The 13,508-nt window shown below is 71.4% G+C and carries 11 protein-coding genes; 3 read left to right on the forward strand and 8 right to left on the reverse strand.

Going from position 1 to position 13,508, the window contains the following annotated elements:
* Positions 1-1,035 carry an energy-coupling factor ABC transporter permease gene (locus ASC56_RS06815; RefSeq protein ID WP_107309196.1) on the reverse strand — a complete coding sequence of 345 codons (1,035 nt, stop codon included), beginning with the start codon at positions 1,033-1,035 and terminating at the stop codon, positions 1-3.
* Positions 1,036-1,195: 160 nt separating this feature from the next.
* On the opposite strand from ASC56_RS06815, the gene ASC56_RS06820 reads away from it, so the two are divergent.
* A complete protein-coding gene (locus ASC56_RS06820; protein WP_055490318.1) occupies positions 1,196-1,534 on the forward strand; it encodes an SsgA family sporulation/cell division regulator in 339 nt (112 codons plus the stop codon).
* A gap of 90 nt (positions 1,535-1,624) precedes the next feature.
* Here ASC56_RS06820 and ASC56_RS06825 read toward each other — a convergent pair whose 3' ends face one another.
* Together ASC56_RS06825 and ASC56_RS06830 are read right to left on the reverse strand one after the other, a co-directional pair.
* The gene (locus tag ASC56_RS06825; protein WP_055490319.1) at positions 1,625-3,853 is read right to left on the reverse strand and encodes an MMPL family transporter; all 2,229 of its coding nucleotides are present in this window, start codon (positions 3,851-3,853) and stop codon (positions 1,625-1,627) included.
* Positions 3,854-3,954: 101 nt separating this feature from the next.
* A complete protein-coding gene (locus ASC56_RS06830) occupies positions 3,955-4,554 on the reverse strand; it encodes a TetR/AcrR family transcriptional regulator (RefSeq protein ID WP_055490633.1) in 600 nt (199 codons plus the stop codon).
* 187 nt (positions 4,555-4,741) lie between these two features.
* On the opposite strand from ASC56_RS06830, the gene ASC56_RS06835 reads away from it, so the two are divergent.
* Positions 4,742-8,038 (forward strand): S41 family peptidase, encoded by a 3,297-nt coding sequence (locus ASC56_RS06835; RefSeq protein WP_234376862.1) that lies wholly within the window; start codon positions 4,742-4,744, stop codon positions 8,036-8,038.
* Between the two features lie 76 nt (positions 8,039-8,114).
* Here ASC56_RS06835 and ASC56_RS06840 read toward each other — a convergent pair whose 3' ends face one another.
* The 4 genes from ASC56_RS06840 to ASC56_RS06855 form a co-directional block, all read right to left on the reverse strand.
* Positions 8,115-8,357: a hypothetical protein gene (locus ASC56_RS06840; protein ID WP_055490321.1), complete on the reverse strand. Its 243-nt coding sequence runs from the start codon at positions 8,355-8,357 to the stop codon at positions 8,115-8,117.
* Positions 8,358-8,444: 87 nt separating this feature from the next.
* Positions 8,445-9,329 (reverse strand): SDR family oxidoreductase, encoded by an 885-nt coding sequence (locus ASC56_RS06845; protein WP_055490322.1) that lies wholly within the window; start codon positions 9,327-9,329, stop codon positions 8,445-8,447.
* On the reverse strand, positions 9,326-10,252 hold the full coding sequence (locus ASC56_RS06850; protein WP_055490323.1) for an alpha/beta fold hydrolase: 927 nt from the start codon (positions 10,250-10,252) through the stop codon (positions 9,326-9,328). The genes ASC56_RS06845 and ASC56_RS06850 overlap by 4 nt, the downstream gene beginning before the upstream one ends.
* Positions 10,249-11,853, reverse strand: coding sequence for an NAD(P)/FAD-dependent oxidoreductase (locus tag ASC56_RS06855; RefSeq protein ID WP_055490324.1), 1,605 nt, complete (start codon positions 11,851-11,853; stop codon positions 10,249-10,251). The genes ASC56_RS06850 and ASC56_RS06855 overlap by 4 nt, the downstream gene beginning before the upstream one ends.
* 162 nt (positions 11,854-12,015) lie before the next feature.
* Here ASC56_RS06855 and ASC56_RS06860 point away from each other — a divergent pair, with 162 nt between their 5' ends.
* Positions 12,016-12,648 carry a MerR family transcriptional regulator gene (locus ASC56_RS06860; protein ID WP_371330043.1) on the forward strand — a complete coding sequence of 211 codons (633 nt, stop codon included), beginning with the start codon at positions 12,016-12,018 and terminating at the stop codon, positions 12,646-12,648.
* A gap of 17 nt (positions 12,649-12,665) precedes the next feature.
* Here the strand turns inward: ASC56_RS06860 and ASC56_RS06865 are convergent, their stop codons facing one another.
* Positions 12,666-13,490: an exodeoxyribonuclease III gene (locus ASC56_RS06865; RefSeq protein WP_055490326.1), complete on the reverse strand. Its 825-nt coding sequence runs from the start codon at positions 13,488-13,490 to the stop codon at positions 12,666-12,668.
* Positions 13,491-13,508: the final 18 nt, after the last annotated feature.

The following is a 13,508-nucleotide window of genomic DNA, read 5'->3' on the forward strand; positions in this document are numbered from 1 at the left end:
TCAGCCGGCCTGCGAGGGTTCGTCGGTACGGCGCCTGCGGACGGCCCAGAAGACCGCGCTGCCCGCGACGACGGTGACCCCGACGCCGATCACGCCCGCGAGACCACCGGAGAGGCGGGCGTCGGCGATGTCCTTGACGCCGTAGTCGGCGAGCGGGGAGTCGGCGGCGGCGTGCTTCTCCGCCTTCCGGTCGATGCCCTGGTCGGCGGCGACCTTCTCCAGGCCGTCGGGGCTCGCGGAGGCGTAGAAGCTGACGAATCCCGCGAGGACGAGGGAGGTGACCAGGCCGGTGATCCAGAGCCCCCGGTGGGAGCGAGCGGCGGCGGGCACGGGCTGCGCGTCGGGCGCGTCGACCAGCTCACCGCCCACGCGCAGCTTGAGGCGCTGCCGAAGCCCCCGGGCGCCGTACACCAGGTCCGGGCGCACGGCGATGACGGCGCCGACGGTGAGGGCGGTGATGGTGGCCTCGCCGATGCCGATGAGTACGTGGACACCGATCATGGCGGTGGCGACCTTGCCGATCGCGACGTCGGTGGTGCCGCCGATCGCGTAGATCAGCGTGAAGACGACGGCGGCGGCCGGGACGGAGACCAGGGCGGCGAGGAAGGAGGCGACGGTCACGGAGCGGCGGGTGCGGGGCAGGACCCTGACCAGCCCTCGGAAGACGGCGTAGCCGACGACGGTCGTCACGATGGCCATGTCGGTGATGTTGACGCCGAGGGCGGTGAGGCCGCCGTCGGCGAAGAGGATGCCCTGCATCAGGAGCACGACGGAGACGCACAGGATCCCGGTGAAGGGACCGACGAGGATGGCGGCGAGCGCTCCGCCCAGCAGATGCCCGCTGGTTCCGGCGGCGACCGGGAAGTTCAGCATCTGCACGGCGAAGATGAACGCGGCCACCAGGCCGGCCAGCGGTGCGGTGCGTTCGTCGAGCTCACGCCGGGCGCCCCGGAGGCCGACGGCCAGGGCGGTCGCGGCGATGACGCCGGTCGCGGCGGAGGTGGGGGCATTGATGAATCCGTCGGGCACATGCACCGTTCGAGGATACCGGCCTATTGCGAACCATTCGCAATAGCCAGGGAGAGGTGAAAGCGGCCGACGTCACAGAGCCGCATTCGCCCGCGTATGCGACGCTGGACAAGTAACGGAATGACAACAGCCTCTGCTTAGGTGACGCAGCGTGAGGAGACGTCCGATGTCCGTCGTCGAACAGTACGCACGAGCCCATGTCGTCACGGACTCCCCGGAAGCGCCGGACGCCGTCCCCGTCATCCTGCGCTACGACCCGGACGCGGACCCCCGTTCCGTCCGCGTCGGCCTGCCCGGCCCCCATGAGTGGGCCTTCTCCCGGGACCTGCTGGAGAAGGGCCTGCGCGCCCCGGCCGGCCTGGGCGACGTCCGCATCTGGCCCTGCGGCCGGGTCCAGGCGGTCATGGAGTTCCACTCGGCGCGGGGCGTCGAGGTGGTGCAGTTCGAATCGAAGACGCTGATCCGCTTCCTGCGCCGCACCTACCTGGCCGGCCGCGCGGCCTGACGACAGCGTTGTCACCCCGCACCGAAGCGGGCGTACGGCCTCGGAGCCATACGCCCGCTCGGTGCGGCGCGACCTCAGGCGCGTACCACCTCAGGCGCGTACCAGCTCACGGTCCTGGTCCGCGTCCGGGTCCGGGTGCCCCGCCTTCTCCTTCTCCCGCGTCCGCAGGCCCTCGCCCTCCACATCCACGTTCGGCAGGGCGCGGTCCAGCCACTTCGGCAGCCACCAGGCCTTTCGGCCGAGCAGGGCCAGCACCGCCGGGACGAGCGCCATCCGCACCACGAACGCGTCGAAGAAGACCGCGATCGCGAGGCCGAAGCCGATCATCTTGATCATCGACTCACTGGAGCCGATGAAGCCGGAGAAGACGGCGATCATGATGACCGCGGCCGCGGTGACGACCCTCGCGCCGTGCCTGAAGCCCGTCACGATCGACTGGCCGGGGGTCTCCCCGTGGACGTAGGCCTCCCGCATACGGGTCACGAGGAACACCTCGTAGTCCATCGCCAGGCCGAAGACCACGCCCACCATGAAGATCGGCATCATCGACATGATCGGGCCGGTCTGCTCGACGCCCATCAGGCCGGACAGCCAGCCCCACTGGAAGACCGCGACGACCGCACCGAGCGCCGCCGTCACCGAGAGCAGGAAGCCGAGGGCCGCCTTCAGCGGGACCAGGATCGAGCGGAAGACCACGATCAACAGCAGGAACGCCAGGCCCACCACCAGCGCCAGGTACGGGATCAGCGCGTCGTTCAGCTTCTGCGAGACGTCGATGTTCATCGCCGTCGTGCCCGTGACCAGCAGCTTCGCGTCCGTGTCCGCCGTGATCCCGGCGCCGGCGTCACGGATGCCGTGCACCAGGTCCTCGGTCGTGGTCGAGGACGGCTTGGAGCCGGGGACCACCGTGATCACCGCGGTGTCACCGGCCTTGTTGTACGTCGCCGGCGTCACCGTCACGACGTCCTTCAGACTCTTGACGTCGTTGGTCACCGTCGCGACGGCCGCCTTGGGGTCGTTGCTCGCCTTCGCGTCGACCACGACCATCAGGGGGCCGTTGAAGCCGGGGCCGAAGCCCTCCGAGAGGAGGTCGTAGGCCCGGCGCTGTGTGGTGGACGTCGGCTGCGAACCGTCGTCCGGCAGGCCCAGTTGCAGCGAGGCCGCCGGGACCGCGGCCGCGCCCAGGCCGATGACGCCCAGCACGAGGACGACGACCGGGCGGCGCACCACGAAGCTCGCCCAGCGCGTGCCCAGGTTCGGCCGGTCCGCCTTCTTCGCCCGGCCGCCGCCCAGCAGCCTGCTCTTCTCGCCCGCCGGCTTGACCTTGCGGCCCGCGTAGCCGAGCAGCGCCGGGATCATCGTCAGCGCGATCAGGACCGCGATGGCGACCGTGCCCGCCGCGGCGACGCCCATCTTCGTCAGCATCGGGATGTTCACGACCGCGAGACCGACCAGCGCGATCACCACCGTCAGGCCCGCGAAGACCACCGCGGAGCCCGCCGTGCCGGCCGCCCGGCCCGCCGCCTCCTCGCGCTCGCGGCCCTCGGCCAGCTCCGCCCGGTAGCGGGAGACGATGAACAGTGCGTAGTCGATGCCGACCGCGAGGCCGATCATCATCGCCAGCGTCGAGGTGGTCGAGCCCAGGTCCAGCGCGTTGGCCAGCGCCGTGATCGTCGAGACGCCGATGCCGACGCCGATCAGGGCGGTGAGCAGGGGCAGCCCGGCGGCCACCAGCGAGCCGAAGGTGATGACGAGGACGACCGCGGCGACCGCGATGCCGATGACCTCCGTGGCGCCGGTCTGCGGTGCGGCCGACAGCGCGTCACCGCCGATCTCGACGGTCAGGCCGCCGCTGCGAGCGTCCTGCGCGGCCGTCCTCAGGGCCTCCTTGGAGGAGTCCTTCAGCTGCATGCCGGAGACCTTGTACTTCACCTGCGCGTAGGCGATCGTGCCGTCCTTGCTGATGGCGTGCGCGGTGAACGGGTCGGCGACGGAGACGACCTCGGAGCCGTCACGCAGCTCCCTGACGGTCTTCTCGACGACCGCCTTGTTGTCGTGGGCCGTCACCTTCTGGCCGCCCGGCGCCTTGAAGACGACGCGCGCGGTGGCCCCGTCCGCGCTCATGCCGGGGAAGCGCTCTCCCAGCAGGTCGAAGGCCTTCTGCGCCTCGGTGCCGGGGACGGAGAAGGAAGAGGAGCCCGCTGCGGGGGCGCTGGCGGCGCCGACGCCCGCGAGCGTCAGCAGTGCCACCCAGATCAGGGCGACGAAGTGCCGTCGCCGGAAGGCGAGTCGGCCCAGTCGATAGAGGAATGTGGCCACGGGGGCGTACTCCCGGTCAGGTCGTGGGGTGTTCAGGGCAGGGGTGATCAGCCCGACGACGTGAGCGGTGACGTCAGGTGGGGGCTAGCTGGGGGGACGTCTCAGGTGGTGGGCACGCCGAGGGCGGGGAGGACCACGGCGTCGATGTACGAGGTGAGGAAGGCCTGCGTCGGCGGCTGGTCGTCGAGCAGCGCACGAGTGGCGAATCCGCCGACCAGCATGTGCAGCAGGAAGTCCAGTGCCGGGCAGTCCGGGCGGATCTCGCCCCGGTCGACGGCGCGTTGCAGCATGCTGCGGAACTGCGCCATCTCCGGTTCGACGAGCTGCTCCCGGAACGCCAGGCGCAGATCCGGGTTGTGATGGATCGCCATGGCGACGCCCCGCATCAGCGCGGAGTTCCGCTCCATGGTGCAGTCGTCCTCCAGCGCCACCAGGGCGTGCAGATCGCCCCGGAGGGAGCCGGTGTCGATCTCGTCGACAAGGCCCCGCTTGCCGTGCCGGATGGCCTTCACGACGAGCTCGGCCTTGCCGCCCCACTGGCGGTAGAGCGTGGCCTTGCTGGACCGGGTGCGGGCGGCCACGGCGTCCATGGTCAGGGCGTCGTAACCGACTTCACCGAGCAGGTCGAGCACGGCCTCGTACAGCTCGGCCTCGCGCTCGGGCGTGATCCGACTGCGACGCGCCGTTGCGACCTCAGTCATGTCGCTCACCCTTCCGCTCCGTGCACGCGTTCCCTCGTACTTCTCAGAAGATACCCCGAGGAAGATGCGAAACGAAACCGTTTCGTACGTGTTCTGCATCACCGGTCGGCCGCTCAACCGCGCACCGGGCGGCAACCCGTTCGGCCTACGAGTTGCCTGCGCCCGTCACCCGGCAAAGCATGGGTAGGTGAGCGACACGAGCGGCGTGTACGAGAACGAACCCGGCTACCTCCGCTTCCCGCACCTGCACGGCGACCGGCTCTGCTTCGTCGCCGAGGACGATCTGTGGGTGGCCCCGCTGGACGGGCCCTGCCGCGCCTGGCGGCTCACCGTGGACCGTACGAAGATCGGCCACCCCCGCTTCTCGCCCGACGGTCGCCTCATCGCGTACACGAGCTGGCGCAGCCTCGTCCCGGAGATCCATCTGACGCCGGTGGACGGCGGCCCCGGCCAGCGGCTCACCTACTGGGGCAGCGCCGACACACGCGTGTGCGGCTGGACACCGCCCGAGAGGGACGGGCACACCGACATCCTCGCCGTCGCCTCGCACGGCGAGCCCTTCTCCTACTTCACCTGGGCCTACAAGGTCCCCACCGACGGCGCCCCCGGCGGCAAGCTGCCCTGGGGCCCCGTCTCGCACATCGCCGTCGCCGACGTCGAGGGCGAGCACAAGACCCTGCTGCTGACCGGCTCCGCACCGCACGAACCGGCCTCCTGGAAGCGCTACCGCGGCGGCGCCACCGGCCGGTTGTGGCTGCACGGGCAGCGGCTGCTCGCCGACCTCGACGGCCACCTCGACTCGCCGATGTTCGTCGGCGGGCGGATCGCGTTCCTCTCCGACCACGAGGGCATCGGAAATCTGTACTCGTGCGCCTACGACGGCTCCGACCTGCGCCGCCACACCGACCACGACGCCTTCTACGCCCGGCACGCGTCCAGTGACGGCACACGGGTGGTGTACCAGTGCGCGGGGGACCTGTGGATCGTCGACGACCTCGCCCCGGACTCGATCCCGCGCCGCATCGACGTGAGTCTGGGCGGTCCACGTGCGGGGCGCCGACCGTACCCGGTGCCGGCCGCGCAGCACGTGGACGGCCTCTCGGTCGACGAGACCGGGCGGGCCAGCGCGGTCGTCGTCCGCGGCAGCCTGTACTGGCTCACCCACCGCGACGGCCCCGCCCGCACGATCACGGACACCCCCGGGGTACGGGTCCGGCTGCCGGAGATGCTCGGAGTGGGCGGCCGGGTCGCCTACGTCACGGACGCGGAGGGCGACGACGCGATCGAGATCGCGTATCTGCCGCGGGCCTCGGGCGACCGCGAGCCGCGCCGGCTGGCCTCCGGACAGCTGGGCCGTGTCCTGGAGATGGTGGCGGACGCGCAGGGCGAGCGGCTCGCGATCGCCTCGAACGACGGGCGGCTGCTGCTGATCACCGTGTCCGCGGAGGAGGCCGGGACGCAGGAGCCGGACGGCGAGGTCACCGAGCTGATCCGGTCGATCAACGGGCCTGTGCGGGACCTGGCGTTCTCCCCGGACGGCGCCTGGCTGACGTGGTCGCACCCGGGGATCGGCCGGTCGCTGCGGCAGATCAAGATGGCGCGGACGAAGGACCGGTTGATCGTCGATGTGACCAACGGGCGCTTCGAGGACGAGAACCCGGTGTTCACCCGTGACGGGCGCTACCTGGCGTTCCTGTCCTGGCGCGGCTTCGACCCGGTGTACGACGTGCACACCGGGGACCTGTCCTTCCCGTTGGGCTCCCGCCCCTACCTGGTCCCGCTGTCCTCGGCGACCCCGTCCCCCTTCGCGCTGAATCCCGAGGGACGGCCCGCGGCCGGCGGCCTCGATCCGCTGGAGGAACCAGAGGGCGACGGGGTGGTGACCGTGGAGGTCGAGGGGCTGGAGAACCGGGTGACGCCGTTCCCGGTGACGGCGTCGAAGTACTCGGAGCTGCGGCCGGTCGCGGGCGGCGGTCTGGTGTGGATGCGCTGGCCGATCTCGGGCGCGCTGGGCGAGACGTTCGTGAACCCGGACGACACCTCCGGCCGCCCCGCCCTGGAGCACTTCAACATCAGCAAGGCCAAGAAGTCCGAACTGGTCGCTCATCTGGACTGGTTCGCGGTGAGCGGCGACGGCACGCGGCTCGTGGTCGTGGACGAGGGCGACCTGCGGGCGGTCCCGTCGACCGAGACCGGCGACGCCGACACGACGGTCTGGATCGACACGCGCCGCATCATGCACGTCGCGGACCCGGGAGCCGAGTGGCGGCAGGCGTACGGGGAGGCGGGCCGGCTGATCCGGGCCTACTTCTGGGATCCGAACATGTGCGGGATCGACTGGGACGCGGTCCTGGAGCAGTACCGGCCGCTGGTCGAACGGGTCGCGTCGCCGGACGACTTCGCCGACCTGCTGCGCGAGGTGCTGGGCGAACTGGGCACGTCGCACGCGTACGTGGCACCGGCCCGGCGCAACGAGGGCCCGGCCCACTACCAGCGCTACCAGGGCCTGCTGGGCGCGAACTTCGTACGGCACAACGGCAGTTGGGTGGTGAAGCGGGTCCTGCCGGGCGAGTCGTCGGACTCGAAGGCGCGCTCGCCGCTGGCGGGCACGGGCATCCGGGAAGGAGCCGTGCTGACCCATGTGGACGGGCGGCCGGTGGACCCGGTGAGGGGACCGTATCCGCTGCTGGCGGGGGCGGGCGGTACGACGGTGGAGCTGACGTTCGCGCCCGCGGACGGCGAGGGCGGGCCCCGCCGCGTGGCCGTGATCCCGCTGATAGACGAACGGCCCCTGCGCTACCACGACTGGGTGGCCAAACGCCGTGAGGTCGTACGGGAACTGAGCGGCGGCCGCTGCGGATACCTGCACATCCCGGACATGGGGGGCTCGGGCTGGGCGCAGTTCAACCGGGACCTGAGGATGGAGGTCTCCCGGCCGGCACTGCTCGTGGACGTACGGGGCAACGCGGGCGGCCATATCAGTGAACTGGTCATCGAGAAGCTGACGCGCAAGATCCTGGGCTGGGACCTGACGCGCAACGCCCAGCCGGTGTCGTACACCTCGAACGCGCCGCGGGGTCCGATCGTGGCGCTGGCCGACGAGGCCACGGCCTCGGACGGCGACATGATCACGGCGGCGTTCAAGCTGCTCAAGCTCGGCCCTGTGGTGGGCCAGCGCACCTGGGGCGGCGTGGTCGGCATGACCGGCCGCCACCGTCTGGGGGACGGCACGGTGATCACGGTCCCGATGAACGCGGCGTGGTTCGAGGAGTACGGCTGGTCGATCGAGAACCGGGGTGTCGATCCGGACCTGGAGATCGAGCGCACCCCGCTGGACTGGGCGGAGGGCCGCCACAAGCAACTGGACGACGCGGTCAGACTGGCCCTGGACCTGCTGCGCACCCATCCCCCGGCCAGCCCACCCGACTACAGCGACGTCCCGAACAGAGCCCACCCGAAACTCCCCCCGAGACCGACGGGTTGACGGTGCGACATGCGGCGGTGGGGTGCCCTCCGCAACGAAGGGCACCCCACCTCACGGCCGAAGCCGAGCGCAGCGACTAGGCGTCGTAGTCCGCGTCGAAGCGGTCCTGCGCGTCATCGTGGGTCCGGCGCGTGTCGTTCTGCGCCTGCTGGCCGCGCTGCTGCTGAGCCTGCTGGCCGCGCTGCTGCTGCGCCTGCTGACCACGCTGCTGAGCCTGCTGGCCGCGCTCCTTGGCCTGCTGCTTGCCCTGCTCCATCTTGCGCTTGGCCTGCTGCTTCATCTGCTCGGACTTCTCCTGGAACTGGTCCTTCATGCCCATGTGGGTTCACTCCCGTGGTGGGTGAGGGGATTGGGCCTCGACCAGATTTACACGTGCGGACAAAGCGCGCATTTCGATCAGTAACGGTCAGTTACGCAGCGTACGGCGCTCCTGCTCGTCGGCCTCCCCACCGGCCCCCACGAGCCCCGTCCGCACGCCGTTGAGCCGTGGCTCGAACCTCCGCATCTCGCGCTGCCCCACCGTCGCGACGATCCCCGGCAGATAGCCGCGCACGGCCTGCATCCCGCGCAGCCACGCCTGCCCGTACACATGGCTCGACCGCCGCTCGATCCCGGCCACGAGCCGGTCCACGGCCGGGCCCAGGGGATAGGTCTTGTTGGACGGCCACGGCAGCCGCTGCCGCAGCTCCCGCATCACGTCGTCCCGGTCGGCGCCCCGCACCATGTCCGTGTCGGTCCACGACAGATACCCGACGCCCACCCGGACGCCCCGGTGCGCGACCTCGGCACGCAGACTGTGCGCGTACGCCTCGACGCCCGACTTGGACGCGCAGTACGCCGACATCATCGGCGCGGGCGTGATCGCGGCGAGCGAGGCGATCTGGAGCAGATAGCCGCGGCTCTCGGCCAGCGCCGGCAGGAAGGCGCGGGCCGTCACCGCCGAGCCGATCAGATTGACCTCGATCACCCGCCGCCAGGCATCCGGGTCGGAGTCGGCGAACGGACCGCCGTTCGCCACACCCGCGTTGGCGACCACGATGTCGACCTTCCCGAACCGCTCCTTCACCTCCCGCGCGACCCGCGCCATCGCCTCGTGGTCGGTGACGTCGGCGTACCAGTGGCCGCTGTCCCCGTACAACTGCTCCGAGACCTGCTTGAGCGCGTCCGCCTCCAGACCGACGAGGGCGACCTTCGCGCCGCGCGCCGACAGCTTGCGGGCCAGCAGCTCGCCGACGCCCCGCGCGGCGCCGGTGACGACCGCGACCTGCCCCTCCAGGCTCACCCTGCTCATGCGCCCTCCTTGATCTGCGCGTCCACCGCGTACGCGTCGACGAGTTCCCGGATCTTCCCCGTCACCAGCTCCGGCGCCTCCACCGGAGTCATATGGCCGAGCCCGGGCAGCTCCGTGCTGCCCACGCAGTGCGGCAGCGCCGCGGCCAGCGCCCGCGCGTGCACCGGCGGCGTCATCCGGTCGGCCGTGCCCACCACGACCGCCGTCGGCACCGTCAACTCCCGTACGGCGTCGTCGAGATCCAGCGCCTCGAGCACACGGGACCAGGCGTGGCGCACCTCGCGCGGGCAGGCGTGCACCACCCGTGCGCACGCCTCGACCATCACCGGCGTCGAAGAGGCGCCCATGGTCGCGTACTTGAGGACACGCTTGGCCACCGGCGTGACCGGCCCGAGCGGGGCGCGGGAGCCCAGCACACGCGCCGTGAACCAGGTGCGTACCCGTCCGGCGCGCATCGGCACCACCCGCGCCTCGGCGACCAGGCGCCCACTCCCCGTGCTGCACAACAGGACGGCCGCCGTGTGCGCCCGGAAGCGGGGGCGCGCGGCCGCGGCCAGCACCGTCATCCCGCCCATGGAGTGCCCCGCCACCACGGCCTTCTCTCCCGGGGCGAGTGTGGCCGCGAGCACCGCTTCGAGGTCGTCGGCGAGCGCCTCGACGGTGCACGCGGGGCTCGCGGGACTGCGTCCGTGCCCCCGCTGGTCGTAGGCGATCACCCGGTGGTCGGCGGCGAGGTCCCGTATCTGCGCCGCCCAGAAGGCGGTCGAGCAGGTCCAGCCGTGTGCGAGGACGACCGGGGGCGCGCCCTCGGATCCATGCACCTCGACGTGCAACCGCGCTCCGTCGGCGGAGACGACGGTCAGCTCCCGGGCCGGGACGGGGAGCGCGTACGGCCCGCTCGCCACATGCGTCACCCGGCTCATGCGCGAGCCCGCGCGGTCAGCGTGTTCTCTCCGGCCACCGACGCGGCGGCCGTGTTCTCCGCGGCCGCCGTGTTCTCCGCGGCCTGCGTCTGCGCCTCGGCCGCTTCCGTGCCGCGCGCCGTGGGTGCCCGCAGCACCTGGTACTCCCCCAGATCGACGCGCCTCGTCGCGTTCCGGAACTCCGTCGTGGTGCCGGGCCAGATGGTGGTGTTGCGGCCGTTCGCGTCGAGGTACCAGCTGGTGCAGCCCCCGGTGTTCCACACCGTGTGCCTCATGCGCTCCTGCACCTCGTGGTTCCAGTCGTCCACCGCGCCCTGCCGGGCGTCCAGCGCGACCCGGCCGCCGAGTACGTCCAACTGCCGCAGGAAGTCGGCCATGTAGTTCAGCTGGGACTCGATCATCAGGATCATCGAGGAGTTCCCGAGCCCCGTGTTGGGCCCGATGATCGTCATCCAGTTGGGGAACCCGGAGGCGGTGGCGCCGCGCAGCGCCTTCATGCCCCCGCGCCAGGTCTCCGCCAGCGTGCGCCCGTCGGCTCCGACGACCCGGTCCGCGATGGGCATGTCCGTGACGTGGAAGCCCGTGCCGAAGACGATCGCGTCCACCTCGGCCTCGGTGCCGTCGGCGGCGACGACGGTCGACCCGCGGACCTCCACCAGCCCGCCGGCGACCACGTCCACGTTGGGCCGCGCGAGGGCCGGGTAGTACTCGCTGGACAGCAGGATCCGCTTGCAGCCGATGCGGTAGTCGGGGGTGAGCTTGGCGCGCAGGGCCGGGTCCTTGATCGCGCGGGCCATGTTGCGGCGGGCCAGTTGCTCGACGAAGCCCAGCTCGTTCGGGTGCTTGGTGAACGCCTGGACCTGCAACTCCCGGATGCCCCACAGCAGTCCGCGCCGCAGCTGCGTGGTGAAGGGGAGCGCGCGGTGCAGCCGCCGCTCCAGCCCGCTGATCGCGCGGTCGACGCGGGGCATCACCCACGGCGGGGTGCGCTGGAAGAGGACGAGCTTCGCCACGTCGCGCTGGATGGCCGGCACGATCTGGATGGCGGAGGCGCCGGTGCCGACCATGGCGACCCGCTTGCCGCGCAGGTCGTAGTCGTGGTCCCAGCGGGCGGAGTGGAAGACCTTCCCCGGGAAGCCGTCGAGGCCGGGGATCTCCGGGATCCTGGGCTCGGACAGTGGCCCGGTGGCGGAGACGACGACGTCGGCGGTGAGGGCCCCACTGCTGGTCTCGATCGCCCAGTGCAGCTTCCCGGTGTCCCAGGTCATCCGCTTCACCTCGGAGTTGGTGCGGATGTGGGGGCGCAGTCGGAAGACGTCCGCCACGTGCTCCAGGTAGGCGCGGATGTGCTCCTGCCCGGAGAAGGTGCGCGGCCAGTCGGGGTTGGGCGCGAAGGAGAAGGAGTACAGGTGCGAGGGGACGTCGCAGGCGCAGCCGGGGTAGGTGTTGTCGCGCCAGGTGCCGCCCACGCCGTCGGCCCGCTCCAGCACGACGAAGTCGGTCAAGCCCTCGCGGCGCAGCCGCACGGCGGCCCCGAGCCCACCGAACCCGGACCCGACCACCGCCACTCGTACATGAGGCACATCCTCGCGCTCGGCCATCCCGAAGCCTCCCGGTCCGTACGACTCCGCCAGTGAACACTGGCGCAATGGGAGCGTAGGGCAGCGGCATACCGATGGGTAGGGGGCGGAGCGAGGAAAGTTACCGGGGGTACGACGTAGGGTGCGGGCGTGGCAGACGACGGGGAACGGCGCGAGTACCGCATGGAGGAGCTGGCCGAGAAGGCCGGTATCACGGTGCGCACCCTGCGCTTCTACCGCGAGCGCAAGCTGATCCAGCCGCCCCGCCGCGAGGGCCGCATCGCCTGGTACGACGACACGCATCTGGCCCGACTGCGCACGATCTCGGCGCTCCTGGAGCGCGGCCACACGCTCAGCGGCATCGCGGAACTGGCCGAGGCCTTCGACCACGGACGCGACGTCCGCGACCTGCTGGGCCTGGGCGCGCCCACCGAGGAGATCCCGGTCCGCCTCACCCCGGAGGCCCTGGCCGATGTGTTCGGCGCCGAGGCGACCCCGGAGAACCTCGCGGCGGCCCTCGACCTCGGCTACCTCGGCACGGACGGCGGCGAGATCGTCCACATCAGCCGCCGACTGCTGGACGTCTCGGCCGCCCTGGTCCGCGAGGGCATCCCGCTCGGGGACGTCCTGGCCGCCGGCCGCCGCGTCCGCGAGCACGCGGAGGCCCTGGCAGAGGTCTTCACGGACCTGGTGGCCGCTCAGGACCGCCCCCCGGAGGACGTCCGGCGCCTGCGTCCCCTGGCGAAGAGCGTGGTGGAGGCGGAACTGTCCCTGGCCCTGGACCGACGGCTGCTCGGGCGCGAGCAGCGCACGTAACAGCGCGCCCGGAGCTCTTACAGGTCGTACACCACCGTAACCGGCGCATGGTCGGACCAGCGCGCGGCATGCGTGGCCGCGCGCTCCACGTACGCCTTGACCGCCTTGGCGGCGAGGCCGGGCGTGGTCACCTGGTAGTCGATGCGCCAACCCGTGTCGTTGTCGAAGGCGCGCCCGCGGTACGACCACCACGAGTACGGTCCCTCGACGTCCGGGTGCAGCACCCGCACCACATCGACGTATCCGCCGTCCTGGGGATCGAAGACCCGGCCGAGCCACTCCCGTTCCTCCGGCAGGAAGCCGGAGTTCTTCCGGTTGCCGCGCCAGTTCTTGAGGTCGGCCTCGCGATGGGCGATGTTCCAGTCGCCGCACACGACGACTTCGCGGCCGTCGGCGGCGGCCCGCTCCCGAAGCTCCTTCAGATGACCGAGGAACTCGGCCATGAACCGGACCTTCTCGTCCTGCCGATCGGTCCCCACCTCACCGGAGGGCAGATACAGACTGGCGACGGTGACACCCGGCAGATCGGCCTCGACATACCGCCCACTGCCGTCGAACTCGGCCGACCCGAACCCCACCCGGACCCGATCGGGCTCACGCCGCGTGTACAGGGCCACCCCCGCGCGCCCCTTCGCGGTGGCGGGCGCGTGCACGACGTGCCAACCCTCGGGCGCCCGCAGACCCTGCGGAATCTGTCCGGGCTCGGCGCGTACCTCCTGCAGGCACAGCACGTCGGCGGAGGTCCCCTCCAGCCACTCCGTGAAACCCTTCTTCGCGGCGGCACGGATCCCGTTCACATTCACGGTGGTCACAGTCAGCACGCGGGAACGATACCGGCACACTGGAAAGGCCCCCACCTC

It is taken from the genome of Streptomyces sp. TP-A0356 (assembly GCF_001417775.1).
Lineage (GTDB): Bacteria > Actinomycetota > Actinomycetes > Streptomycetales > Streptomycetaceae > Streptomyces.

Bases quoted from the DNA above. Each gene is read 5' to 3' on its own strand.
- ASC56_RS06820 (WP_055490318.1), top strand. From the start codon at position 1,196: ATGTCCGTCGTCGAACAGTACGCACGAGCCCATGTCGTCACGGACTCC.
- ASC56_RS06830 (WP_055490633.1), bottom strand. From the start codon at position 4,554: ATGACTGAGGTCGCAACGGCGCGTCGCAGTCGGATCACGCCCGAGCGC.
- ASC56_RS06840 (WP_055490321.1), bottom strand. From the start codon at position 8,357: ATGGGCATGAAGGACCAGTTCCAGGAGAAGTCCGAGCAGATGAAGCAG.
- ASC56_RS06845 (WP_055490322.1), bottom strand. From the start codon at position 9,329: ATGAGCAGGGTGAGCCTGGAGGGGCAGGTCGCGGTCGTCACCGGCGCC.
- ASC56_RS06850 (WP_055490323.1), bottom strand. From the start codon at position 10,252: ATGAGCCGGGTGACGCATGTGGCGAGCGGGCCGTACGCGCTCCCCGTC.
- ASC56_RS06855 (WP_055490324.1), bottom strand. From the start codon at position 11,853: ATGGCCGAGCGCGAGGATGTGCCTCATGTACGAGTGGCGGTGGTCGGG.
- ASC56_RS06860 (WP_371330043.1), top strand. From the start codon at position 12,016: ATGGAGGAGCTGGCCGAGAAGGCCGGTATCACGGTGCGCACCCTGCGC.